Raw genomic sequence first — 23,246 nt, 5'->3', positions numbered from 1 at the left:
GTCCGACTTCCCCCCGTTGTCATCTGGCTTAAATCGACCTCCTCCTTATTCGAAAAGGACACAGGGAAGGCTTAGTCGTTGCGAGACCGCCGCCTAGACCTCCGTGATGAAGCCACCAATTTCCGACCCGCGTCGGGCGGCCGAGCGACGTTGCTGTCAGGAACGGTTCTTGCACGGTTAATGAATTACTTAGCCATGCAAAGGGTCGGTGTAATGAAACGGCACAGAAGCGAAGAGTTCGCTCCTCTGATGCTTGTTATGAGCGGACAGAAAGAGAACAGGCTCGTCAAATCGCTCCGCGATATGGCAGAGGCGCTGATCCTCGCCTGGCCCTCTGATGACGGTGAGGAATACATGATCGCCGTAAAGACTTGCCTGGATGCTCTTTACGGTGACGTTTCGGTCAAGGATGCGCGTGCTGCCCTCGTTCGAGCCGCGGAAGAGGCAGGCATACTCGTGATCGGTGTCATTCACTGAGAACTAAGCTCGCAGCAGTCGGTTCGTCCTTGATCCTGGCATGGACCCCCAGCTGCCAGTTGGGTCCGGCCTCGCGATCTTAGGCGCTGGATATAGCAACACCACACGACCCAGCATCGAGATATCGAGATCAGGCTCGGCGGACATCGCTGCGTCTAGTCTTCGTCCGCGGAAGAGTCTGTGCCGAAATGCATAGCGATCATCCTTTTACTTACCTTCGTGAAGAAATCTGCGAACGTTAAGAAAATTCTGGTTTGGGACTTAGGTCTGGGCAGCCCGCGACGAGGCGGTTCTTGCGGAACAATCGATTTTCGAAGGGGTTTCCTCGGAGAAACCCAGACCGCGGTGGGATTGATGGTTGAGGACAGGAGCATCTTCCGAAAGCGCAATTGGCTCGCTACCGTGCGAGGCATCGTTGCGCATAGCGTCAGCGGGCCCGAAGTTGAGACTGCTCCATGCAAGTTGCTGCTTGGCAACGCGATCCTGCACGTCGCGAGGCTCGATGCCTCCGTTTGTAGCACCGCAAGTGCGACAATAGAGTTGGAAGGTATAACGCTTGACTGCGACGAGTGTCGGCGGCTTGCCTTGAAATACGGCGACCGGCTTGAGGTTCGCGAGTAAGTCAGTAGAATCCTGGGCCTTTTGCGATCTTAGACACAATATACGGACCGAGGCCGAGCCCGTCGGATTTTTGGTCCCGCTGCTTGAACGAGATAGACATGGGCGAGTACCATGATCGATCAGGAAGAGGGTTCCGCCGTCATCCCGGATTCGGACAAACTGCTGCGGTGAGCTGAAGGCCCCATTCCTTGGCAGCCCCGTAACCTGACAGTTCCTCAAGACGATGTTCGCCGGTCTTTCTGGGAGGGGGCGGCTCGATGACCGGCTCTGGTCTGGCTTTAAGCTGTCGCGATGCAATCATCGCCGGCGACTTTCCGGCAAGATAGCAAAGACCATAAAATGCTGCATACCTCCGAAAAGCGCCTCCGCGGCCGACAGCGGACCTTGCTTATCCTTAATCAAAGTCTCTGAACTGCAGTCAGTGTTCGGGCAATCCTGCTTGCCGCAAGCCCTTGGCCGTCTGATCTGCCCATTGCGGTACCCCTTGAAACACGGGCCGCGACAGATAGCGCTCGATCGTAAAGCCTGGCTCGGCTGCCAATAGCTTCTTCGCGGCCCATTGAGCCGTCTTCAGGTCGCCACTCATTGCCGACCAGGCAGTCATCATTCGATAGGGCCAGGTCACCTCTGGATGTTTGTTGATTACCTCACGGGCGATGGCAACGGCGCTGTATTTCAACCGAGCACCGGACGGCCTGAACAGCACTTGGGAACTCCGCGACAAGGCCGTCACCTGCGCTGCCGAAGATACGACCGCCATGCTCGCGCACCAATTCGGCGATCCGACTGTGGCACAAGTTAAGTGCACGAACCGTGCTCTCCTCGTCCAGCGCCGTAAGGCGGCTGAAGCCGGCAACATCGGCGGAAAGGATGGCTGCAAGCTTTCGATCCACAGCGGTGACCTCTCCTGCGGCTTACAACATCGTTGGGTTAAATATGCGCGCATTTTCCCACTTTCACAGTGGTTTGTCCCAAGCAAGAAATTACATAGGTGGTTTTTGCTACCGTTTCGGCGCAGAAAAGGCCCACGAGAGGTGTGGGCCAAGTACGGGGAAAATAGGGAGAGAAGAGGAACCAACGGCCCTCGGATAGCAATATGGTTCGTCGGCATGAAGGAATTGTGACGCTGATGACAGGCCTGCTACGCAACGGGTTCTAGTGGCTCGCGATAGGAAGCTCTTCCGATTTAACCCAATCTCCCGCCTGAGCCCGGAGTGACGCGAGGAGCCGTTCAGCCTCAAACTGCGTTAATTGGATTGATGTCGCGCCGACTTCAGCGGGAACGCCTGTCGCGACGTCGACAACCGAATAGAACCCGTGATCGGCTTTCGGCACTTGATATCGAAACAGGTGCTTGCTCATGCTCAAAGCCCTGAAAGACGCCCCCGCATGGTTTCCTCCCCAACCTGCTTGGAGTCGAGTGAGTGGGCATCCCGTGGGACTTCAGTCTGACGACGCGGCGTGCGCTCGTGACCGCTTCTAGCGAGTTCCAGCCGAGACTTTCCGGCGCTAGGCTCAGGACCCATTGATTAAAGCCAGAAGATGACGGTTGCGGCGACGCAGATCGCCGAGAAGAAGGTATGCGCGCATCGGTCGTACCGGGTTGCAATGCGCCGCCAGTCTTTGAGCTTGGCGAAGCGATTCTCGACCTTGTGGCGCTGGCGATAGAGTGCCATGTCGTAGGGATATCGGACTTTCCGACTTGGCTCTACGGGATGCAAGGCTCGATGCCTTTGTTCCGCAAACCTCGCGGAATGGCGCGCTGTCATAACCGCGATTCGCAATCAGGGATTTGGCAGACCCGAAGCGGCCATTGCCCGGATAGCTACCAGAGGAAGCCTCGCCAAATATACATGAGGACTTTGAACGGGAACACGAAGCGGAGGAAAGGCCTTCGCGGCTGAAAATGCCTCCTTTGGAACCGAGGCGATTGCCATCGAAAAAAACACAAGCGCAGCTGCGGGCACAAATAAGTATAGGACAAGCATAAGCAGCACTCAGCAGTGTGTGATTTGCAACCAAAAGCAGAGCGTCGATAGCAAGTCAACTTTCTTGATGACCGACCGCTAGTGGTCTTTGCAGTCAACCCGTTGTCTCGATGGCGATACTCCCATGGATGGCTATCTCTCTCTCAGATACCTTCCGAAGACTCTCGAAGTGCTGACACTGGCGGACCCTTGCCAAAACAACGCGCCCCAAGGGCCGGAATCGCGGCGCGGCGATACGCGGCGTTGACCGATTTGGGCCGACTTCAGCCCAGCGGCTTTCGGACATTGAAAGGGGAAAAGCTGTCCTTCGTCGACGAGGAAAGCAAAGGGAACTCTGGCCACTTTGTCGTTCATCCTATCAACTCGACGTCCCGGAACCTGTCATTCGGGTCGGGCCCCAACGTCCACGTTCCATCGCCGATGTGAGCGCTTTTTGTAGGCCGTGTCGATGGGTCAATACTTGACACGGGCGTCCAACTCGGATGCCCGTGCCAGCGCCTGTGTATCGACGTACTCCCGAATGTGCGTCAGTTTGCCGTTCCGGACAGTAATTGCAAAGACCCAGTTGTCCTCCCACGGTTTGTTCGTGGCTTTGACCTTCCCGGTGGCGACGCCGATGACCATAACCCTGTCTCCCTGCGCCACGAATTCTGGAGGCTTCGTAAACGAAGTTTCCATCGCCTCCGAAGCCTTCTGAAGCAAATCTTCCAGTCCGGGGTGCCCGCGGTGCGTTCCAGCCAGCGGCCAGTTTTCGCCCGGAATGATCCACTCGATATCTTCCGCAGATAAAGCCAGCAGACGCTCCTTGTCACCGCGGCCCATCGCCGCGAAAAAGTCCCTCACGGTCTGGATATTCTTTTCGATGCTCATCGAAATCTCTCCATCGTTCTTTGATCACCGCGTGTCCGAGTTACCGAACACGCTGTGAATACGTCAGTGGGAACGTGGTCTCGGCGGCTCAACCGATGTCCACGTTCAGGGCAAAGTCCCAGGTGTCAGCCCCGTTTTTGGCCAGACCAATCATCATCAGGCCGAGCGACTCGAGCGTTTGGGCCATATGCAGACCGCCGATGTCGAGCGGACGAAGGTCGAGGCTTTCGAGAAAGGTCGAGACGCGTGTCTTGGCGTCCGCATCGTCGGCCGCGATGAATGCATCGAGACGTCCGCCTTTCGCAAGGACATGTCCGAAGATGGTGTTGAAGGCCTTCACGATATGGGCGTTGGCGGGGAGGCTCTTCGCTGTCTCCTGCGCGCCGGAACTGCCGTTGGGGGTGACGAGCCCCGAGAGATCGGGAGCGACGGGGTTGGTGATGTCGATGATCACCTTGCTGTCGAGCGCGTTCCCGTAGTCGGCCACGGCGGCTGCCGCATGCTCATAAGGCACGGCGAGGATGACGATCTCCCCGGTAGGGACGGAGCCGTATGTCCCTGTCGTGGCTCCGTGTGCGAGTTGGTCGGCCAGCGCGCGCGCCTTGGCAGGGTCGCGGCTCGCCACCTCGACGGTGTGTCCAGCTTTGGCGATACGGCCGCCTATCGCCGCGGCCATCTTTCCAGAGCCGATGATGCTGATAGCGCTCATGTGCAGTCTCCTATTGAGTCGTGGGTTGCTGTTGGCCTCGAAGCGGGACAGCCCGGACGATTGCCTCACGTGCGCCGAGCCATCGGCTCGGCGCACGTGAAAGTCTTAGCTGGCCGGAAAGTATTGGCCGTTGTCGATGTCCTCGAGGAGGCCCGCCTGCGTAGGCTGCCAACCGAGGGTCTGCCGGGTGATGTGGCTGGTCGCCGGAAGGTCAAGCGTGACCAGGTTCGCGAGGAACCCGAAGTATCCCGGCAACATCAGGACATCCGCGGGTATGCTCACGGCTGGCAGGCCGAGACGGCTGCCGATGGCCTCAGCAATCTTACGGAACGCAATACCTTCGTCGGCGATCCCGTGCCAGGATTTGCCCGCAGGTCCCTTCTCCAGTGCCAGGCGAAACAGGGAGGCAAGATCGCGGCTGTGAATGGCTGGCCACACGTTCGTCCCGTCTCCGGGATAACCGATGACGCCCTTCTCCTTCGCGAGCCCGCTCAGCAGCGGGAAAAAGCCGGCACCATCGGTCGTGCTGTGCACGATGGTAGGAATCCGCACGACCGAAGAGCGTACGCCTCGCTTTGCAAGGTCGATGACCGTGGTTTCCACGATGTTGCGAACCCGGAGAGTGCCCTTGTACGCATCGCCACCAGGGAGGGCGGGGTCTTCCTCGGTTGCCGGACGGCCCAGTTTCTCCCAACCGGGCGAGCCGATGCTCCCGGATACGACCAGCGGCTTTCCGGTGCCCGCCAGCCCATCACCGTAGGCGAGCATGATCTGGACTTCTGCGGCGGCCACGGCGTCGATTCCGCCGGAGGGCAGCAGGTCCTGTCTGTGCGCGACGTGGATGACACCGTCGGCCTCAGCCGCCGCCGCCCGAAGACCGTCGAGGTCCTCGAGGTCACCGCGACGCACCTTCGCGCCGAGTTCTAAGACTTCCGCCGCGGACTTGTCCGACCGGGCCAGCGCCGTGACCTCGTGTCCTGCAGCGATGAGATCACCTATGATGTACGGACCGATATGGCCGGTTCCACCAGTTACGAAAACGTGCATGTCATTGTTCCTTGTGATTGATGTGATGTGGCAGGGGGTTTACGTGCTGTTCAGCCGGGAAGGCTGACGCCGATTGCAAAGTTGGCGTGTTTGATGGAGTGAGCGATAAGGCCGAGCGACAGCAGGCAGGCGTGCTCTAGCGTTCGCGCCATCGCCAATGGCCCGGTATCCATCGGACGCAGTCCGAGGCCCTCGACGAACGCCGAGACCCGAGCTTTCGCCTGCTCGTCGTCTCCGGCGATGAATAGGTCCAAGGGTCGGCCCTCGAGCGAACCGGCGGCCAGGACGTGGGAGAAGTGGGTGTTGAACGCCTTGACGACATGGGCATCGGCGGAGGCAGCCTTGGCGATCTCCTGCGCGCCGAAGCTGTCTTGCGGGGTCACGAAGCTCTTGAGGTCGGAGGCGACAGGGTTGGTGATGTCGATGATGAGCTTGCCTGCCAACCCCGCGCCGTAAAGCTTCACGACTTCGAGAACGACCGCGTAGGGGGCCGCCAGGATAACGATGTCCCCGGCGGGCGCGGCACCGAACGAGCCGGTCGTCGCGCTACCTCCGATCCGGCCCGCCAACGCCTGCCCCTTGACGGGATCGCGGCGAATCACCTCAACGGTGTGTCCGGCCTTGGCGGCTAGCCCGCCGATCGCTGCGGCCATGTCTCCCGATCCGATGATGCTTATTGTGCTCATGTTCATGTTCCTTGCAGGTTTGCCCGGCGGTTCTGTTGCCTTGCTCCCAGACACACTTTATATATGGATCACCGATCCGAATTATAATGTGGATCAGTGGTCCACATATATGGGTCACTGATCCCTTTAACAAGGTGTCACATGCGAGCCGACGCAAAAAAGAATTATGACCACATCCTCGAGGTCGCGCGTGGCGTCGTTACGGAGCATGGTTCCGATGCGTCCATGCGCGATATCGCCCGCCGGGCCGAGGTCGGGCTGGCCACACTGCTTCGCCATTTCCCGACGCGAGAGGCGTTGTTCGAGGCGCTGCTGTGCACGAACCTGGACGCACTGACGCAGAAGGCAGCCGAACTCGAAACGTCGAATTCGCCCGGTGAAGCGCTTGAGTCTTGGGTTCGCGGATGGGTCGGATTCGCTCAGACTTATCAGGGCGTTGTCGCTATGATGGCTGCAGCTCACACGAACCCGGCTTCCGCCCTTTATGCTTCTTGTGCGGCAATACACTCAGCGAGTGCTCGACTACTCCTTCGTGCTCAGGCCGAAGGTAAGGCGCGCGCAGACATGAACGGGGACGACCTGTTCGCCCTAATGACGGCTCTCGGCTGGGCGGTCGACCAACCCTCTTTCGTGTCACGAGCGGATCATCTCGTTCACCTTATTACGAGCTCCATTTTGACAACTACGTCGAACAGCGATGCCAAGACCGTGACAGGTTGAAATATATTGGCAGGCGAAATTGGGACGGACCGCTACTGCTCGCTGGAACCGAAAACCTTTCCGTAACCTTTGTCCCAGGCGAGCTCGTTGCCAACCTACTGCCGACCCCCATGGGGTAACGGCCGCGTTCAGGCTCATGACCAATGTCTTTGAGCGACGGCAATGAGGGCGCGAAGGCACCGTTCAGACAATGTGTCTACGTCTCCCGCCTGCACGAACTGCTCCCGTGGACGTGGAAAAGGCTCCGTGAGGCCGAAAAGAACCAGGATCAGTACATCGCCTGAGCGACAGCCTCACCATACATCAGCAAGTGCGCCTGCGCGCGAGCCAATTCCGCGGCCTTCCGCGTATGGATACAGCTTTGCTCATTTATAAGAATATGCAGACTCTCGACCGCATCTTACGGGATTGATGCGCGAACCAATCAATAGGGGCCATCGCATTGGCGGCGGGGTCCATAATAAGGCTGGTAGGTATTGTCGAACGCTCTGTATGTCCGATAGCGCGCATAGCACCAGCTCACATGGCTGCCCCCTTCATAGGCGACCGAAGGTGCATACTGGCGATAGGGCCGGTAGTAGCCGTAAGGCCGGCCGTAGCCGTAGGGAGAGTCATAATACCCGTCATCGTACGGACCGTAGTACGGCTGTGCCAACGCGCCACCAATGATCGTACCGAGAGCTAAACCACCCAGGGCCAACCCCCAATCCGATCCGTGATGACGGTGGTAACCACCGTAGTGGCGGTCATTCCAGCGTCCGCCCCCTCCGTGACGCCATTGCACCGGTTCTACCCGCTTCTGCACTTCGATCCCGGGTGGGTTCACTGCCGGAAACGCCTGAGCTGGCGTGATGGCCGGAGCACTTATGAACAAGCCCAACGCGACAACGACTAGCCATTTCATGACTGTTCTCCTCGTCTCCAATGGAGGAAGTATTATCCTCTCCGGCTGAACTAAAGGTGAACGTAGTGTGACGAAAGTCGGACCGCGGAGCCACGTTAAATGGGCTCATTCGGCTGGAACCGGAATCCGGAATCCGGCTCAGTGGATCGACCGTCACGGTAGACGGCGGCGGCACCATAGCCAGCTGAAGTTGCGCCGTGCGCACCCAAACCGTTAGCTTATGTGGCACCCTCCCGACGGAAGTTGCTGCACAATGGCTTGGGCGAGCCGCAGGTCGATGCGGCTGGCAGACCGAATCTCGCGCTTACAGCTTCAGCCATGCAGGCCGGGTTTCGGCCCACCTCCGATGATGTTCGGCCTGGTCTGCGTGGTCCCGCGTTTCTGGGCCACGATCTGAAGCGGCGGGACATGAGGCTCATGACGGTACTTTTTTGTATTAAGCCATTGAATGTAGTGGAGGATATCTGTCGTGGGGCCCCGGATTTGTGCTGACGGTACTTTTCAGGCGGCAGCAGGATGCTGACGGACGCCGCCCGCATCAGCCATATCGACGATAATGTCGAAATCGCCCTTTTTTTTAAGGTCGGCTCGTTTGACGAATCCTGGTCGGTCGATGTTTGTATTACAAACGGAGCTAAAAACGATGCCAGATCGAGAACTTTCAGACCCGATCACGATGCGTGTGCCCTTGGACATCTTGACCGAGAAATCGCAGGGATTTGCAACCGCAACGGCAGCTGGGTTTTGTGCGAGCCTTGAAAACCTATCTGGCGCCCGAGGGCAGAGAGATCATCGATAGCGAGAAAGCCCGACGGGATGTGACCTCGGGCTTCGACATGATGTTGATGAGGTGATCGATGACGTCGACACCATCGTCAACGGAGCCGCTACGTGAAGGTCACACTGTCGCGGGGGTCGAGCTTTGTATTCCGCGTCGCCCTTATGGCAGTCGGCTGCGCTCGGCCTGACGTTGCGCCTCCTGAGCAGACTTCAATTGAGCGCGCGTATACATGAGAGCGTGGGATGCCAGGTCATAACCATCCTCCCACAGATTACGCCAAATTCCGAGGATACCTTCCAACGGCTGACCGACGACGCGTGACGAGAAGCTCTCGAAGGTGATCGGTCCGGTATAGCCGGATGCGACGATGGCGCGGAAAACGCCTGCCAGATCGATCGTGCCGGAGCCCATGTAACCGCGGTGTGAATCACCCGTGTGGAAGTAACCGAGGTAGCTACCGGTATCTTTGATAGCGGAAGGAACGTCAGATTCCTCGATGTTCATATGATAAACATCGAGATGGACCTTCACATTGTCAGCACCGATCCGCTTGCAGAGTTCGACGCCCTGCGACGCTGTATTCAACAGGTTGGATTCGTAGCGGTTGACGACCTCGAGGCCGAGAACGATGTTGCTCTTGGCGGCCGTCTCCGCCACCTGAGCGAGAATGTCCACGGACATCGTGACGCCAGCAGCAGTCGTCGGAATGCTGTTCTTCTGGAAAGCCGAATGGAGAATGCCGCAGACATGCGTCGCGCCAAGGTCGCGGGCGACAGACAGTGCCTGTTCAAGCTTGGCCTTGCCACGCTTTGCCTTCTCGATATCACCGCTCGAAATGTCCGTGTCAGCGTCTAGACCCAGAGAAAAATTGATCCCGATCCCGTGCTTCTCAAGTACGCGACGGGTGTAGTCGACATCGATGGAGCTTGGATCGAGAGCGGGAGCCTCGATGAAGTCATAGCCCACCTCGGCGGTCTTTGCGATTGCATGTTCACATTCGTCGTGGCTCCAGCCCTTCTCCCAGACCAAAGCGTGTACACCTAGCTTGTTCATGTCGTGCTCCTAACGTTGTCAATGCATTTGAATCCCACCGCGGATGGCTTCTTTGGTCGGAATGACGGTGGCGGACCGCAATCGGCCCGCCGGGCGGATGATTAATTGTTGTCGACGCGGAGGTCGGGCTCGGCGCTGCCCGATATGATGGCAAGGCCGTTCCTCAGATCGTTCTCCTCAACCTTTCGGTTGATTTCCTTGGGATCGAGCCCGTAGCCCCGCCAGCGATCCTGCAGCCTCTGTCGCAACTGGTCTTCGCCGACGTCAACAAACACCGTGAAGTCGAAAATCTCTTTCAGCTTGTCCCATGGTGACTGTCGGGCAAGCAGATAGTTTCCTTCGCAGACGATGATCTCCGTTGACTGCGGAACCAGACTTCCACCAGCTCGAGCAATTTCGATCGAACGATCAAAGACCGGGACGGCAATGACGTCGTCGTCATTGGTTTTCAGGCGCTTGAGCATGTGGCGTAGGCCGTGGGCGTCGAACGTATCGATGGCGCCCTTGAATGCCAGACGTCCCATCTGCTCCAGCACAACGTCGTCGTAGTGGTGGCCATCCATAGGAAAAAGGGCTGCCCTGAGATGATGCTCTCCGTTGATCAACTGGACAGCTCTTTCGGCGAGGGTCGATTTCCCAGACCCCGGGGCGCCCGCAATGGCAATCAGAACTCTGCGACCACACATGGCTGCAAAGCGCTGAACTGCGATCTTGGCGATCTCGCTCGAGTTTTCTTCAATGTTGCTCAAGGAGCTCCTCCCAATGATATGCGGCGGCCATAGCCGTTGACCCCGCCGCGCCGTTCGACGTCAGGCCAACGCGTATTGCGCGGCCTTGCCACGCAAGAATGAGAGACCATTGCCCATGACTTCCTCTTCATCGCGGGCAACCGGACGCCACGTCGATATGTCGCCGGCCATCTCTGGCGGCATGCTGACAAAGCTCTCCAGGGTCAAAGCTCCCTTGAAGCCGATTGCGGACAAGGCGGCAAAGATTGAGTCCCAAGGGACATTTCCCGCGCCGGGTGTTCCTCGGTCGCTTTCGGACAAGTGCATGTATTTCAGATGATCTCGGGCGGCGAGGATGCCGTTGGCCGACCCCTTCTCCTCGATGTTCATATGGAACGTATCCAAATGAACGAACACGTTTTCCATTCCGATACGCTCGACCAGCGCCACCGCTTGCTCGGCGGAATTGATCAGATGGCTCTCGTAGCGGTTGACGGCTTCGACGCCGAGTTGAATGCCTCGGGATTTTGCCTGCCTGGCAGCCACTTCAAGAGCCCGAGCGACGTTGTCGTATTCGGCTTGCGTTGGAGGAGCGCCGGTTCGCTCGTTGGTTCCGCCATAGATGACGCCCGTGAGAACCTCGCCACCCATGTCCGCGGCTTTGTCGATCGCCACCTTGAGGTGTTCGATTGCCGCGTTGGGACGCACCGACGCCCAAGCGGCCTCAGGCAGCACCAGGGAGCAGGCCGCCCGAAGCCCATGCTTCTCCAAGAGATCGCGGGTATGCTTCGCATCGACCGCTGGCGCGTCGAGCAAGGGAATCTCAATAAAGTCCACCTTGTATTTGCTTGCGCAGGCAATGGCCCGCTCCGCGCTAGCGCGGTCCCAGCTCATCGTCCACATGCTTGCGTGAATCCCGAAACCTTGCACCTTCATCCCTTCTTTCTGCGTGAAGCGAAGTAAGCTGAAACGATGGTTCTCGCCGCCATGACGACGATCATCAGCACGCCCCAAAGCGCCGTTGCGAGGTGTTGATTTGCGCCCATCAAGTTGAGACCGGAGGACAGAAGCTGAAGCACGATGAGTGCGACGAAGACAGGCAGAACTCGCCCGAAGCCACCAAAGGGATCGATGCCGCCTAGGAATGCTGCGAGTACGGTAATTAGGAGGTAAGATTCTCCGTGTCCGACGCGCACCGAATTGAAGCGTGCGAGCATGATCACGCCGGCGACTGCGCACATCAGGCCAGACAACGTATAGACGAGGACCAGAATGCGGCGGGTATTCATGCCGGAGTACTGGGCTGCTTCGATATTGGAGCCGATCATCAGGAGGCCAAAGCCAAGCTTGAAGCGTGTCAGCAGGAGCTGCCACAGACCGACGCAGATGACGAAGATCAGCAGCGGGATCGGGAAACCGAATAGCTGTCCGTGTCCGATCGGCGCGATGAAGCTCGGAAAGCCGGATACGTCGCCGCCACGTGTGAGAAATTCACCAAGGCCACGCAGGAAGATCATCATGGACAACGTCACGAGGATCGGATGGGCGCGCGTGTAGGCGATCGCAGCACCCGTCATCAGCCCCGCGGCGCCTCCGGTGGCAAGAGCCGCCAGGACACCGAGCAGAAAGGCTGACGGGGACGCGTCGACACCACCGTAGATTTGCATCACCCAGGCTGCCGCCAGACCGGACAGGTTTGCTGTGAAGGTAACAGAGAGATTGATGCCACCGGTCAGAAGCGGAAGCAGCATCGCGAGAGTGAGCAATCCCAGCTCCGGAAGCTGGAAGGCAACCGAGCCGAACGTCGCTGAAGAGATGAAGTTGTTTGCTGCGAGACCGAAGATGACCATCACGGCCAGGAAGGCGATGGCCGGACCCGTCATGTCGGCGCCAAAGGTGGCGTTGAACTTTTGAGCAATGGCTTTCATGAGTGTGTGCTCCCTCTTCTGGCGTTGCCCTTCGCGAGGAACGGCAGAAGCTTGTCGATGCGCGCGGAAGAGAGCGTGATGGCGACGAGAATGATCGCGCCGACGATCATCTTGAATGCGAAGGGCGAGACGCCCATGAGGTTCAACCCGTTCTGGGTGATCGAAACCATCAGGACGCCGAGGACGCATCCGATAACGGAACCCTTGCCCCCACCGAGGCGCGCGCCACCGAGAACCGTTGCTGCCAGAACGTCCAATTCGCGTCCGTAAAGAGCATTCGGGACGACTTCTTCGGCATAGTGTGCCTGCATCAATCCGGCGATACCGGCCATAAGCCCCATCCAGCCGAACGAGATGTAATGCATGGCTCCAATGTTGATGCCGAAGCGGCGTGCTCCCTCCGGGTTGTCGCCAAACGCGTAGAGCTGGCGGCCGATTGTCGTGCGGGAAATCATGAACCAGGTCGCGAGGCAGCAAAGGATCATGACGACGACCGGCAGAGTAAGCTCGATCCAGGAGCCGTCGGCCATCTCACGTTCAAAGAACACCACGCGTGTCGTGAGCCATTCGGGCAGGTCGTAGATGGAGACGCCCTTGGTGAAGAACATCAGGAGCCCGAAGAAGATGTTGAAAGTCGAGATCGTCGCGACAATCGAAATAATGTGCAGGCGGTAGACCAGAGCCGCGTTGATCAGGCCCAAACCGATCCCGACGGCTCCCGCAATGATGAAGCCTTCTGCCCAGTCGCCGCCACCCAACGCGCCAAGCGCGAGAGCGGTGACGTATTGCGCGACCGAGGCTGCGACGGCAAAGGAGATATCGATCCCGCCTGAAATCAGGACGACGAGAAGCCCTACGGCAAAGATGATGTTGACGGCCGAGACGTTCAGCACATCAAACGCGTTCGAGATCGTAAGAAACCGATCAGTCCCAAAAGACAGTCCGATGCAAAGCACGATCATGACCGCCAGAAGCGTGAATTCCGTTGTATGTCCAAGGATCAGCCTACGCATAGACGGCAGACTCCAGTTCGGTGAGCGACAAGCGTCGCGGGTCGTAGGTCGCGTGGATTTTGCCTTCCACCATGTGAATGATGCGGTCGGCGTTGAAGTAGACCTCCGGCGGTTCGTCGGAGATCAGGATGATCGCCATACCCTGGGCCGCAAGCTTGCGTACGATCTCGAAGATGCCGGCTCGGGCACCGACATCGACGCCAACGGTCGGAGCATCGAGGATGAGGATCTTGGGGCCAATGGCCAGCCATTTGGCGATCGCAACGCGCTGCTGGTTGCCGCCAGAAAGGGTCCGAATGGCGTCTTCCGATCTGCCAATCTTGACGCCGAGCGCGGAAATCCAGTGATGAACGACATTTGCCTTCTTCCTGGGCGAGATCATCCCGCCGGACAGCAGCCTGTCGAGCGAAGCCATGACCAGGTTGTCAGCGATGGACTGAGGTAGGTTGAGACCGAGAGAGAGGCGATCTTCCGACAGATAAGCGACACCTGCACGAATGGCATCTCGGTTGGAACCGAACCTAACGCGCTCCCCTTCGATCGTGATCTCGCCCGCTTGCGGACGGTGCATACCGAAGAGTGTCAGCGCTAGCTCTGTGCGCCCGGCTCCAAGTAGTCCGGTGATCCCCAATGTCTCGCCGCGACGCAGATCGAATGAGATGTCCTGGAACTCTTTGGCCCGGGTGAGGCCCCGCACCGATAGCACGACACGTTCGTGATCATGGTCGGTGGCGACGATAGCGTTGTCAAAGTTGCGGCCAGTCATCAGTTCAGTCACGCGTGACTGTGTCATGCCTTCCACCGGAAACACGCCGACCAGCGCGCCATCTCGAAGCACAGTTATCCGGTCGGAGATCTGCAGCACTTCCGCAAGGCGATGTGAGACGAACACGACAGCGACACCGGATGCTGACAGGTTGCGGACGATATCGATGAGGTAGTCGGTCTCGGATTGCGTCAGCGACGCAGTCGGTTCATCCATGAAGACAAGACGGGCTTCACCGACCAGCGCACGTGCAATGGCGACGATCTGACGTTGCGCGATCGGCAACTCCTTCAACGGCCGGTGAAGATCGATACTGACGCCGAGGCGGGCCAGCGCCTTTTCGGCCGCGTCGTCAATCGCGCGCTTGTCGACGAGGCCGTACTTGCCATTGACCGCGTATTGAAAGCCGATGTTTTCGGCGACTGTCATCTCTGAGAAGAGCGCGAGGTCCTGCCAGATGACCTGAATGCCCAGTGATTGCGCGAGGGTGGGCGTCATCGCCGCGATGGGCTGACCGTCGAAGAAGAACTCCGCGCCATCCTGCGGCTTATAGACGCCAGTGATGACCTTGATCAGCGTGCTCTTGCCGCAGCCGTTTTCTCCTGCAAGGCAATGCACCTCGCCAGGATTGACTTCGAACGACACCCCTTTCAGGGCCCGCACGCCGCCAAACGTAACTTTGATATTCTTGAGTGAAAGGAGCGGTCCGGCGCTCATAGCGTATCTCCCTGATCAGCCGCCTGAGTTGGCGGACGGCGCAGGCTGCTAAGTCTCTACGGGGCCGCGTAGAGCGAACTCCGCGCGACCCCGGGCTTGGGGGTCAGAGGCCCATGCCGACAAGCTTGTCGATGCTTTCCTTGTTGATCGCTAGGAGCTGGTCGACGATGATCGTGTTGCCCTCAGGATTGATCTTACCGAGGCCCTCGATTTCATCGCCAGCCTTGACGCTCTCGCCCTTGGAGATTCGATCTGCGAGGGTTACAAAGACCTCACCCGCCTGCTTGGGATTCCACATGAACCCACCGGTGATCGCGCCCGACTTGATGAGTTTCGCGCCCTGCCCTGGCGAGAATGGCCCGATCACGAAGACCTTTCCGTCCTTGCGACGCTCTTCCACCGCACGGCCCGCACCAATCGGACCCTGCGAGCCGAATGCCAGGAAGCCCGTTAGGTCTGCATTGGCTGCCATGAGGTCGAGTGCAGTTGAGCGACTCTTGTCGACGTCTTCGGCAACGCCATAGCGATCGCCGACCAGCTTCATATCAGGATAGTTCGCCTTGATGTAGGCGATAGCTGCGTCTGCCCAGGCATTATGCAGCGGGACAGTGAGAGAGCCGACAAACACTGCATACGCGCCTTTGCCGCCCATCTTCTCGGCGAGAAGCTTAGCATGTGCTTCACCGAAACCCTTGGCAGAGGCAAGCTCGAAGTCCCAATCAGCACCGACCTGCTTAGGCGATTCATGAGTGATGACCTTGATGCCGGCTTCCTGGGCCTTCTTGAGGACTGGCTCCAGGACCTTGGCGTCGTTCGGAACGACACCGATGTAATCGACCTTCTGTGCGATCAGGTCTTCGATAGCACGAACCTGGAGAGCCGGATCGGCGCTGGTCGGACCGACCATGAAGCCTTCCACGCCGAGCTTAGTGCTCTGCTCCTTAATGCCAGCTTCCATGGCGTTGAACCACGGGATACCGCCAATCTTCACGACCACGCCGATCTTAGGCCCTGCGAAGGCAACGGATGCAAGAAGCGTCAGCGAGAGGCCGAGCGTGACTGCGAGCATTCTCTTCATGGATTTCTCTCCTCCAAACACAGCCGGCAAGAGAGAATCGCCACGCGAGCCCCATGCTCGTGTGCTGAGCGTTTTTTGGCTCCGATTTTCGGAACCCCTCCCTTACCGCTTCCTCTAAGCGACCACCTTTGCACAATCCTTCTTGCTTTCGTGCACAATCGATGGTGCAATAACGATAACACCAAAAGGACTTTCGTCAAGAGCCCCAGTATCCTAGACAGGGCGACCGTTGAGGAGATTTGCGGATGTCGGAAATAGAGCAGAAGAAAGCAACGATTTATGATCTGTCGGTGGTGTCCGGCGCGTCCGCCTCAACGGTTAGCGCGGTCTTGAACGGCACCTGGCGCAAGCGGCGGATTTCAGAGGAAACAGCCGAGAAAATCATGTCGTTGGCAAAAACGCATCGCTACACGGCAAATCTGCAGGCACGTGCGTTGAGAAGCTCGCGCTCTGGACTAACGGGTCTGCTCTTGCCGGTCTACGACAACCGATTCTTTTCTTCGATGGCTCAGACTTTCGAGGCGCAAGCACGAAAGCGCGGGCTCGTCCCAATGGTCGTGTCAGGACGACGCGATCCGGAGGAGGAACGGCGAACGGTCGAGTCGTTGATCGCCTACTCCATTGACTCACTCTTCGTCGCAGGCGCGACCGATCCCGACGGCGTGCACCAGGTCTGCGTGCGAGCAGGTTTGCCACACGTGAACATCGACCTGCCCGGCAAGTACGCGCCTTCCGTCATCGCGGATAACCGACAAGGCGCAGAAGCGCTGACGTCTGCGATCATACGCCACGCAGAACGTATAGGGCCGCTTGGCCCCGAGGATGTCTACCTGTTTGGCGGCCGCGACGATCACGCAAGCCGCGAGCGCATTGCGGGCTTTCATGCGGTCAAGCAATCAATCTTTGGTGTGGCGGCCACCACTGGCGATGTTGAAATCACCGGCTATTCGCCTGGAATGACCGAGCTTGCTTTCGAGCGTTTCTTCGACCGCCACGGCAGGCTGCCGCGCTGCTTCTTCATCAATTCGTCCATCAATTTTGAGGGTCTGTTGCGCTTCATGGCGCGTCACGATGGTGAGACGTTTGGAGATATTGTCGTGGGGTGTTTCGACTACGATCCTTTCGGATCGTTTCTGCCGTTTCCCGTGTACATGATCAGGCCGAACATTTCGGAGATGCTCGAGCGGGGCTTCGAACTGCTGGAAGACGAGAACGCCAAGCCCCAGATCGTGATGATCGAGCCGCAGTTGGTGCCACCACGCACCGCGCTGGAAGGGCCATTGGACGCTTTGAAAGATGGCCCTGCAGGTTAGATGCTGCGGGGACACCGGGACCACGAACCCGTTGGCGTACTGGCAGTGCCCGCAATGGTTCCGCTAGCCTATAGCCCAGGATATGCGATCTCAACATGGCGACACGCCCGAAAATCTTGCGGGAGACGTCCGATATCGAAGCCGTAGGCTGGCCTCTGCCTTACCGGGAATGCGCCATGAATCGGGCGATCAACGCCAGTGTTTCGCCCGGACAACTAAAGCAAACCTGCGTAATCAACCCGAGCCCCGCCCAGCGTTTCATGTTGACCGCCATATCATGTATGAAAGTTCTTCATACGGGTCGCCCGCAGATTCCCTCGTTCAGGGAACTGCACCTCTCCAACGGGCTACCCATCACTGGCTGCCCCCACTGCGCCGGGCGGCGGCGCCCGAATCAACACGACCATCCACAATCGCAGTAAATCCGTGATCAGGCTGCACTATCAAGTCCACGGCAAGGAATGGCAGAAATCTCGCACGATCGCGAACGCTTCCCCAATATCCGGCAGCGTGCCGCCGACTTCCAGCTTCATCGTATCCCATTCCTTTTCCGAGCGCTCTTTACCCTTCGGATTATCGAACGAGTCACGTTTCGGCTCAATGTCGCGAGTTTCGGCGCGTTCGCTCGACACCCAGTTCGCCGGAGAATCTGGTCGCTGAAACAGGTACGCGCCAACGTGTTACCTGTTGTCAGGCGGCGCAGACTCGCGTATATCGTGTACAGCTGGTGCAACCCGCGGATGGCCTCCCAGCTCCGCGCAGCAGCTGTTCCCTCTGGAGGTGAAAACCTTCATACCTATGGGCCTCGGCTTCCGACGGCCCATTTTTCTAGCCTGCTCGAAGGCACCCTGCGGTGTAACCGCCCAGCGGCGAAGCTCGAACGACCGGTGCCAACATCTTCGAGCTTTGTCTCCAGCGCATTGCCGACCCTCGGGTTATTGTTCTAGAGACCTGCCATCTAACTAAACCGACGCGTCCCCGGAGTCCGAAATGCACATCGAACCGCAACAGCGAATATACGTCTGCTTTTTTCTCTTCGCGGTTTCCATGGGAGCCATGCTTTCGCGCCTTCCCGATTTGCAGGACGCTCTTCTGGTTAACAAATCCGAACTTGGCCTGACTCTGATCGGAGCAGCAATCGGCGCATTGATCTCTCTTACTTTGTCATCGCCGCTCGTGGCACGTCTCGGAGCACGCACCACTGCTTTCATCACTGTACTCGGAACATCCGCACTGCTGGCGCTCGTCCCCTGGATGAACGCAGCACCCTTGGTGTTTGGCCTTCTGATATGCGAAGGGCTGCTGGCGGGGGCGCTGGAGATAAATCTCAATGTTGAAATCGACCGCATCGAGGCCCAACTTGGCAGGGGTGTGATGAACCGGGCCCATGGGTTCTGGAGCCTAGGTTTCTTCGTGACCGCGCTCGTCTCTTCGGCCGTTCGCCAAGCCGGTGTATCTATGCAGGTACACCTCGCGCTCACGTTCACCCTTGTCCTGATCATCGGAACCATTGCAATCGCGGGCATGAAGAACGCGCCAGCCCGGGTCACTCGTGAACCCGTAGAGGCAGGGCATATTGCGTTGCCCACACTCGGTTTACTACCGCTCTGCGTGATCGGTATCGCAGCGTTCCTCGTCGAAGGCGCGGGCATTGATTGGTCTGCCATCTACATGCGTGACGTCTTCCACGCAGAGCCGTTCGTCGGCGGGTTGGGGCTAACAATGTTCACATTCTTTATGGCGTTGACCCGACTATTCGCCGATCCTTTCGTTGACCGCTTTGGATCGCGCACGGTGGCTCTTGTCCTTCTCGTTCTTTCAGCGGCGGGGCTATTTTCGGTTTGGATGGCGCCACATCCTTTTGTCGCACTCTTCGGATTTGCGCTCATGGGGGGCGGATGCAGTGCGGTCTACCCCCTAGCGGTCTCTGCAGCAGCCCAGCGCACCGACAGGGCGGCGCACGTGAACGTGGCGGCGCTTGGACAGATGTCGTTCGTTGTGTTTTTCCTCGCTCCACCCATGCTTGGTGTCGTCGCAGAGCACGTCGGTATTCGCGTATCGTATTTGATATGCATCCCTGTCATCGTCACGGCGCTCTTTTGTTGCAACGCTCTTGCTCCACGCCTCAGGTTTTTTGCGGCTTGAAGGGTGTTCTTGGCCACACATACGGAAGCCGATAAAAAGATGTTCACTGTTGACCAACTTCCCATCTATCGGCGTGCGGCGGACCTAACGAGCATCCGCCTGGCTTTCATCACCCCAATGTATGACAACCCAGCTAGGCACCCCGCGGCCAGCTAGATTCACCGTTGTAAGAGCCCCGACCGCCTCGCTAAACGACTGACCGGGTGACAAGTCGAGCGCTGTGAGGCGTCACGCCGCCATCTTCCGTTGTGGCGACACTCTAGAACGGCCCCAGGAGTTGAGCATGGCGGCGGACTTCGCGCTGCTTCCCGAGAGAGGAAAGATCTACCTGGCCTAAGGATGATTTTTCCCAGCGGTCTATCGTCGCGCGTTCAACGCCATCCCATTGCGGTGCGTTTCTCACCCCCTGGGGGCTTCCGCCCGAAATCTTTGCGAAGTTCGTCCTTGGCTCTATCCAGCTTCGCTCGTTGCACCTTGGAGAGTTGCTGTCCTGCGCGGTTGATATAGAAGCTCAGCATGGACATGGCCGATTGGAAGGGACTTGCTTTTCGACGCCGGCTTCGTTCGGCCGACTGTTTCAACGAGTTGGCGATCTTCTTGGCACTCCGCTGCTTGAACACACCCCCCTCAAGATCCATCGCGTCGCTTTTATCAGTCACCTCTTGCGACCATTTCCTCTTCTTTTCCTTTGGCATTTCGACTGCTCCAATGCGGGCGGCTCACCGATGCTAACCGTGGAAACGTGCGAAGGTTCCATCTCAAGATCCGCGGGCTGGATGTCACACGGGATGTTCGTTAAGCGCAAAATGCTCCACCTTGAAATGCCGCTGAAGTTCACGATGAACGACTTCTGTGTTGGCGGCGGATGTCGTGGTTTTCCATCTGATGTCGAACACCAGCAACTGCTGGGCGTCGTGACGAGTGCGGCTTGAGACGAACCGAACCTCGCAATTATAGGCGCCGAGCACCTGTCTCAGTTCCGCAGCGCCAAGAGTTCCATCGCCAAGGATTTCAACCGTGGCCCGCTGCCGCCTTGCAAGCCACTGATCCAGGACCTGCATCGGGGAAAGAAAGAAAAAGGCGACTGCGGTACCGACAACACCGATGCCCAGTTGTCCGCCGCCAAAGCAAAGGCCGATTGTGGTCATGGCCCAGATGGTCGCAGCGGTTGTGACGCCAGTGACGAAGTTTCCTCGATGCAGAACCGCGCCACCGCCGATGAAACCCACGCCGGTTAGCACGCCAAGCGCAAAGCGCAGAACGTCCATACGTGCAAAGCCGGAATGTTCGTCATTTCCCTCCACCACCAGCAACGCGTTCGCCTGCAGCATGGCAAGGCAAGCCGCCAGGCCGACGAGGACAGTCGTTCTGAAGCCAGCGGCATGCCCGCCCTTTTCCCTGTTGATGCCGATGAGGGAAGCCGCGACAATGGTCAACAGCACGCGCAGGAGAATGTCCGGCCAGGTGAGTTCCTCGGACATTCTGTTCAGCACAAAAACCCATGGATCCATTGTCATGCCTCCGGAAATGCTGCCTCAATGCAGACGATGATCACCGGCCGGGCACCAGCGTCGATGGTAAATCACTCATGGCCAAGAGCGCTGTCATGCAAGCGGCCATTTGATTGGGTCCGTTTCCAGCCAGATAAGCCCGCCATCGTCGGAATGTTCCGTCCACCGCGCTTTGAGGCCGAGGAGACTGCGTGGCTCCGAGGGCTCAATCCTGTAGCGGGAACTAAAATGAACTGAGTTGCATTGTTTCGGTGGAAGGAGACACCATGTCCTTCGATCCGAATAGCGACTGGCATCACGATGAGGAACTGAGGAAGCGGAAGAATGAGCAACATCCACCATTGTTTTGGTGGTCGTGGCTTGCGATTGCCGCTGTCGGGATCTTCATCTTGATCCTGGCCGTCTCGTTTCGCTGAAATCGTGCCACACGTCAGTTTGCCTGCAGCCGGTCCCACGGTCTCCGCCTTGTTGGCCCGTCCCGTCTCAGCGCTGCTCCCGCAGACCGGACGCGGACCGTTTCCAGAGCTTAACGGCCAACCAATAAAGCTGACCTTGTTCCTTCGGCTTGACCGCGTGCTGGAGCGGACTATGCATGCTCAAGAAGCGTGGCGACAGCTTTCAGGTCATCGACGAAGCGCGCTCTGCTTTGCCGACCGGCCGGCTGGTCGAGCATTCGCAGCAGCGCCGAGGGATGTATCGTGACAAACACATACAATCCGGCCGGCGAACGAAGGACGGAGCCTCGGTCGCGAGTGACCTTTGCTTGTGGCCCGAGCAAGGAATAGACCGCCGTCGCACCGAGCGCCACGACGAGTTTCGGCCGTATGAGGCGCAATTCTGCTGCCAGCCACCACGCGCAGATCTGAACCTCTCCCCTGGTCGGTTTGGCGTGGATGCGTCGTTTGCCGCGAGGTTCGAACTTGAAGTGCTTTACGGCATTGGTGACGTAACAGGCATCGCGTTCGATACCCGCTTCCTCGAGACAGCGATCCAGCAGCTTTCCCGCGGGGCCAACGAACGGTTGCCCGGCAAGATCCTCCTTGTCTCCCGGCTGCTCGCCAACGAAGACAACTTTGGCACTGGTCGGACCTTCCCCAAACACCAACTGCGTTGCGTGTTTGTAGAGGTTGCATCGCCTGCAGGTCGTTGCTTCCCGATGAATCTCGCCCAGATTCGTACCCAATGCACCTGGTTGCGCCAATGTCGGGCCGAGCAGTTCTGCCATGCCTGTTTCTCCTCCGTTGCCACTCAAGGTCCGCGGATAGTGCCGAAATCGCGACCACCCCCGACCAGTGTGATCGCTGTGTGGCGCAGGCAAGGTTAAAACAATAGGCCAGCCGCTTCGTTCCAGGATTTCTGGGGCGTCGCCTCAATGTGCGCTGGTCACCGTGACGTATCGCGTGGGCCGCAGGAGGTTTGATGAACGGCAGATGAACGAAACGGACGCGGACGCGTTCCCTCACCAGGAGATGGAATGATGTTCATGCCCCAGTTTAATGGATCCGCCCTTATTGGAGAACGTGCCCCTTTCGCTTCTCTTGCTGACGAGATTTGGTCAGCAATTGCCTATTGCGGGGTTGCAGAAGATGTGGAGCTATCGGTTGTCGAGTCCGCCGGTGCCTTCTTTTTGGAGGGACAGGCTCCGAGCCAGGCAGTGGCGGATCAGATCCTTCAGGTTGCCCGCCGCTGCGTGGGCTCGAATGTCTTTTCCCGGATGTCCGTGCGCTGATCGCGTTGCGCTCGATGGTGGTCTGAGAGCAGAGTAGCGCATAGGTGGAGTGTGCCGTGAGCGCAAAGATTCGTCTCGTAACCGGTGGGGGCTCGGGGATCGGAAGGGCGACCGCGATCGTTCTCGCCAGATGACGGATCGACGTCGCCACGATTGACCTCGATCGAACGCATGCGCGGAAACCGTCGCCGCGATCACCGACCGTGGTCGCAAAGCCGAACGCTCCCATACTAAGAAACGGAGTCATGGACGGCCTCATTCGGGCCGCCGAGCGTCCTTCCAACCCGGTGGGTCATCATAGACCGAGTCCTATTTTGAGGGCGGCGGCGGCCTGCATCGTCTCGATCGGTGCGTGCGCCGCCAAAGACGAAAGCTCTGCCCGCAACCGGAACCATGTTCGCAATTATCCGTCAGGCTCTGTTCAAGGAAACAAGGGGGCGGTTAATTCTCGGAATTGGGGGG

General features: G+C 58.5%; 26 protein-coding genes. 8 read left to right on the top strand and 18 right to left on the bottom strand.

From position 1 onward, the window contains the following. Positions 1–195: 195 nt before the first annotated feature. Positions 196–477 (top strand): DUF982 domain-containing protein, encoded by a 282-nt coding sequence (locus LPU83_RS71265; RefSeq protein ID WP_024317632.1) that lies wholly within the window; start codon positions 196–198, stop codon positions 475–477. 354 nt (positions 478–831) lie between these two features. Continuing rightward, positions 832–1,098: a hypothetical protein gene (locus tag LPU83_RS74990; protein ID WP_024317631.1), complete on the top strand. Its 267-nt coding sequence runs from the start codon at positions 832–834 to the stop codon at positions 1,096–1,098. A 418-nt stretch (positions 1,099–1,516) separates the two neighbouring features. On the opposite strand, the gene LPU83_RS71260 is transcribed toward LPU83_RS74990, so the two are convergent. The 6 genes from LPU83_RS71260 to LPU83_RS71235 form a co-directional block, all read right to left on the bottom strand. Then, complete coding sequence (locus LPU83_RS71260; protein ID WP_037071178.1) at positions 1,517–1,858, bottom strand: hypothetical protein; 342 nt, start codon at positions 1,856–1,858, stop codon at positions 1,517–1,519. Positions 1,859–2,627: 769 nt separating this feature from the next. Then, positions 2,628–2,774 (bottom strand): transposase, encoded by a 147-nt coding sequence (locus LPU83_RS76040; RefSeq protein WP_374046214.1) that lies wholly within the window; start codon positions 2,772–2,774, stop codon positions 2,628–2,630. Between the two features lie 765 nt (positions 2,775–3,539). Further along, a complete protein-coding gene (locus LPU83_RS71250) occupies positions 3,540–3,956 on the bottom strand; it encodes a nuclear transport factor 2 family protein (protein ID WP_024317627.1) in 417 nt (138 codons plus the stop codon). An 88-nt stretch (positions 3,957–4,044) separates the two neighbouring features. Beyond that, positions 4,045–4,665 (bottom strand): NADPH-dependent F420 reductase, encoded by a 621-nt coding sequence (locus LPU83_RS71245; protein ID WP_024317626.1) that lies wholly within the window; start codon positions 4,663–4,665, stop codon positions 4,045–4,047. A 105-nt stretch (positions 4,666–4,770) separates the two neighbouring features. Then, entirely contained in the window at positions 4,771–5,712 is a 942-nt protein-coding gene (locus LPU83_RS71240) for an SDR family oxidoreductase (RefSeq protein ID WP_024317625.1), read from the bottom strand. A gap of 50 nt (positions 5,713–5,762) precedes the next feature. Beyond that, positions 5,763–6,398 (bottom strand): NADPH-dependent F420 reductase, encoded by a 636-nt coding sequence (locus LPU83_RS71235; protein ID WP_024317624.1) that lies wholly within the window; start codon positions 6,396–6,398, stop codon positions 5,763–5,765. Between the two features lie 141 nt (positions 6,399–6,539). Here LPU83_RS71235 and LPU83_RS71230 point away from each other — a divergent pair, with 141 nt between their 5' ends. After that, positions 6,540–7,118 carry a TetR/AcrR family transcriptional regulator gene (locus LPU83_RS71230; RefSeq protein ID WP_024317623.1) on the top strand — a complete coding sequence of 193 codons (579 nt, stop codon included), beginning with the start codon at positions 6,540–6,542 and terminating at the stop codon, positions 7,116–7,118. A gap of 424 nt (positions 7,119–7,542) precedes the next feature. On the opposite strand, the gene LPU83_RS71225 is transcribed toward LPU83_RS71230, so the two are convergent. After that, positions 7,543–8,022: a BA14K family protein gene (locus LPU83_RS71225; RefSeq protein WP_040681002.1), complete on the bottom strand. Its 480-nt coding sequence runs from the start codon at positions 8,020–8,022 to the stop codon at positions 7,543–7,545. Between the two features lie 516 nt (positions 8,023–8,538). Here LPU83_RS71225 and LPU83_RS74985 point away from each other — a divergent pair. Continuing rightward, entirely contained in the window at positions 8,539–8,781 is a 243-nt protein-coding gene (locus LPU83_RS74985; RefSeq protein WP_024317622.1) for a hypothetical protein, read from the top strand. Positions 8,782–8,962: 181 nt separating this feature from the next. Here the strand turns inward: LPU83_RS74985 and LPU83_RS71215 are convergent, their stop codons facing one another. The 7 genes from LPU83_RS71215 to LPU83_RS71185 form a co-directional block, all read right to left on the bottom strand. Next, positions 8,963–9,856, bottom strand: coding sequence for a sugar phosphate isomerase/epimerase family protein (locus LPU83_RS71215; protein ID WP_024317621.1), 894 nt, complete (start codon positions 9,854–9,856; stop codon positions 8,963–8,965). A 101-nt stretch (positions 9,857–9,957) separates the two neighbouring features. Further along, entirely contained in the window at positions 9,958–10,605 is a 648-nt protein-coding gene (locus LPU83_RS71210; protein WP_024317620.1) for a nucleoside/nucleotide kinase family protein, read from the bottom strand. Positions 10,606–10,665: 60 nt separating this feature from the next. Further along, on the bottom strand, positions 10,666–11,514 hold the full coding sequence (locus tag LPU83_RS71205; RefSeq protein WP_024317619.1) for a sugar phosphate isomerase/epimerase family protein: 849 nt from the start codon (positions 11,512–11,514) through the stop codon (positions 10,666–10,668). A gap of 2 nt (positions 11,515–11,516) precedes the next feature. Continuing rightward, complete coding sequence (locus LPU83_RS71200; RefSeq protein ID WP_024317618.1) at positions 11,517–12,512, bottom strand: ABC transporter permease; 996 nt, start codon at positions 12,510–12,512, stop codon at positions 11,517–11,519. Next, positions 12,509–13,525 carry an ABC transporter permease gene (locus tag LPU83_RS71195; protein WP_024317617.1) on the bottom strand — a complete coding sequence of 339 codons (1,017 nt, stop codon included), beginning with the start codon at positions 13,523–13,525 and terminating at the stop codon, positions 12,509–12,511. Before LPU83_RS71195 ends, LPU83_RS71200 begins: the two co-directional genes overlap by 4 nt. After that, positions 13,518–15,008 carry a sugar ABC transporter ATP-binding protein gene (locus LPU83_RS71190; RefSeq protein WP_024317616.1) on the bottom strand — a complete coding sequence of 497 codons (1,491 nt, stop codon included), beginning with the start codon at positions 15,006–15,008 and terminating at the stop codon, positions 13,518–13,520. The genes LPU83_RS71195 and LPU83_RS71190 overlap by 8 nt, the downstream gene beginning before the upstream one ends. Positions 15,009–15,111: 103 nt before the next feature. After that, complete coding sequence (locus LPU83_RS71185) at positions 15,112–16,086, bottom strand: autoinducer 2 ABC transporter substrate-binding protein (protein WP_024317615.1); 975 nt, start codon at positions 16,084–16,086, stop codon at positions 15,112–15,114. A 245-nt stretch (positions 16,087–16,331) separates the two neighbouring features. On the opposite strand from LPU83_RS71185, the gene LPU83_RS71180 reads away from it, so the two are divergent. Next, entirely contained in the window at positions 16,332–17,399 is a 1,068-nt protein-coding gene (locus LPU83_RS71180; RefSeq protein ID WP_024317614.1) for a LacI family DNA-binding transcriptional regulator, read from the top strand. 443 nt (positions 17,400–17,842) lie between these two features. Here the strand turns inward: LPU83_RS71180 and LPU83_RS71175 are convergent, their stop codons facing one another. Further along, positions 17,843–18,031 carry a hypothetical protein gene (locus LPU83_RS71175; RefSeq protein WP_024317613.1) on the bottom strand — a complete coding sequence of 63 codons (189 nt, stop codon included), beginning with the start codon at positions 18,029–18,031 and terminating at the stop codon, positions 17,843–17,845. A gap of 358 nt (positions 18,032–18,389) precedes the next feature. Here LPU83_RS71175 and LPU83_RS71170 point away from each other — a divergent pair, with 358 nt between their 5' ends. Continuing rightward, positions 18,390–19,544: an MFS transporter gene (locus tag LPU83_RS71170; protein ID WP_024317612.1), complete on the top strand. Its 1,155-nt coding sequence runs from the start codon at positions 18,390–18,392 to the stop codon at positions 19,542–19,544. Positions 19,545–19,915: 371 nt separating this feature from the next. Here LPU83_RS71170 and LPU83_RS71165 read toward each other — a convergent pair whose 3' ends face one another. Both LPU83_RS71165 and LPU83_RS71160 read right to left on the bottom strand, forming a co-directional pair. Next, on the bottom strand, positions 19,916–20,239 hold the full coding sequence (locus tag LPU83_RS71165) for a DUF3175 domain-containing protein (protein ID WP_024317611.1): 324 nt from the start codon (positions 20,237–20,239) through the stop codon (positions 19,916–19,918). An 84-nt stretch (positions 20,240–20,323) separates the two neighbouring features. Further along, positions 20,324–21,055, bottom strand: a complete 732-nt coding sequence (locus LPU83_RS71160; RefSeq protein ID WP_024317610.1) for an MgtC/SapB family protein — start codon at positions 21,053–21,055, stop codon at positions 20,324–20,326. A 266-nt stretch (positions 21,056–21,321) separates the two neighbouring features. Between LPU83_RS71160 and LPU83_RS71155 the strand changes: the two genes are divergently transcribed. Then, on the top strand, positions 21,322–21,471 hold the full coding sequence (locus LPU83_RS71155; RefSeq protein WP_157997408.1) for a hypothetical protein: 150 nt from the start codon (positions 21,322–21,324) through the stop codon (positions 21,469–21,471). A gap of 170 nt (positions 21,472–21,641) precedes the next feature. On the opposite strand, the gene LPU83_RS71150 is transcribed toward LPU83_RS71155, so the two are convergent. Further along, on the bottom strand, positions 21,642–22,280 hold the full coding sequence (locus tag LPU83_RS71150; RefSeq protein WP_024317609.1) for a UdgX family uracil-DNA binding protein: 639 nt from the start codon (positions 22,278–22,280) through the stop codon (positions 21,642–21,644). 249 nt (positions 22,281–22,529) lie between these two features. On the opposite strand from LPU83_RS71150, the gene LPU83_RS71145 reads away from it, so the two are divergent. Next, entirely contained in the window at positions 22,530–22,784 is a 255-nt protein-coding gene (locus tag LPU83_RS71145; RefSeq protein WP_040680999.1) for a BON domain-containing protein, read from the top strand. Positions 22,785–23,246 lie beyond the last annotated feature (462 nt).

The organism is Rhizobium favelukesii (assembly GCF_000577275.2).
Taxonomy (GTDB): Bacteria; Pseudomonadota; Alphaproteobacteria; order Rhizobiales; family Rhizobiaceae; genus Rhizobium; species Rhizobium favelukesii.
The sequence above is the reverse complement of the archived record's forward strand: the minus strand, read 5'-3'. Positions and strand labels throughout refer to the sequence as shown.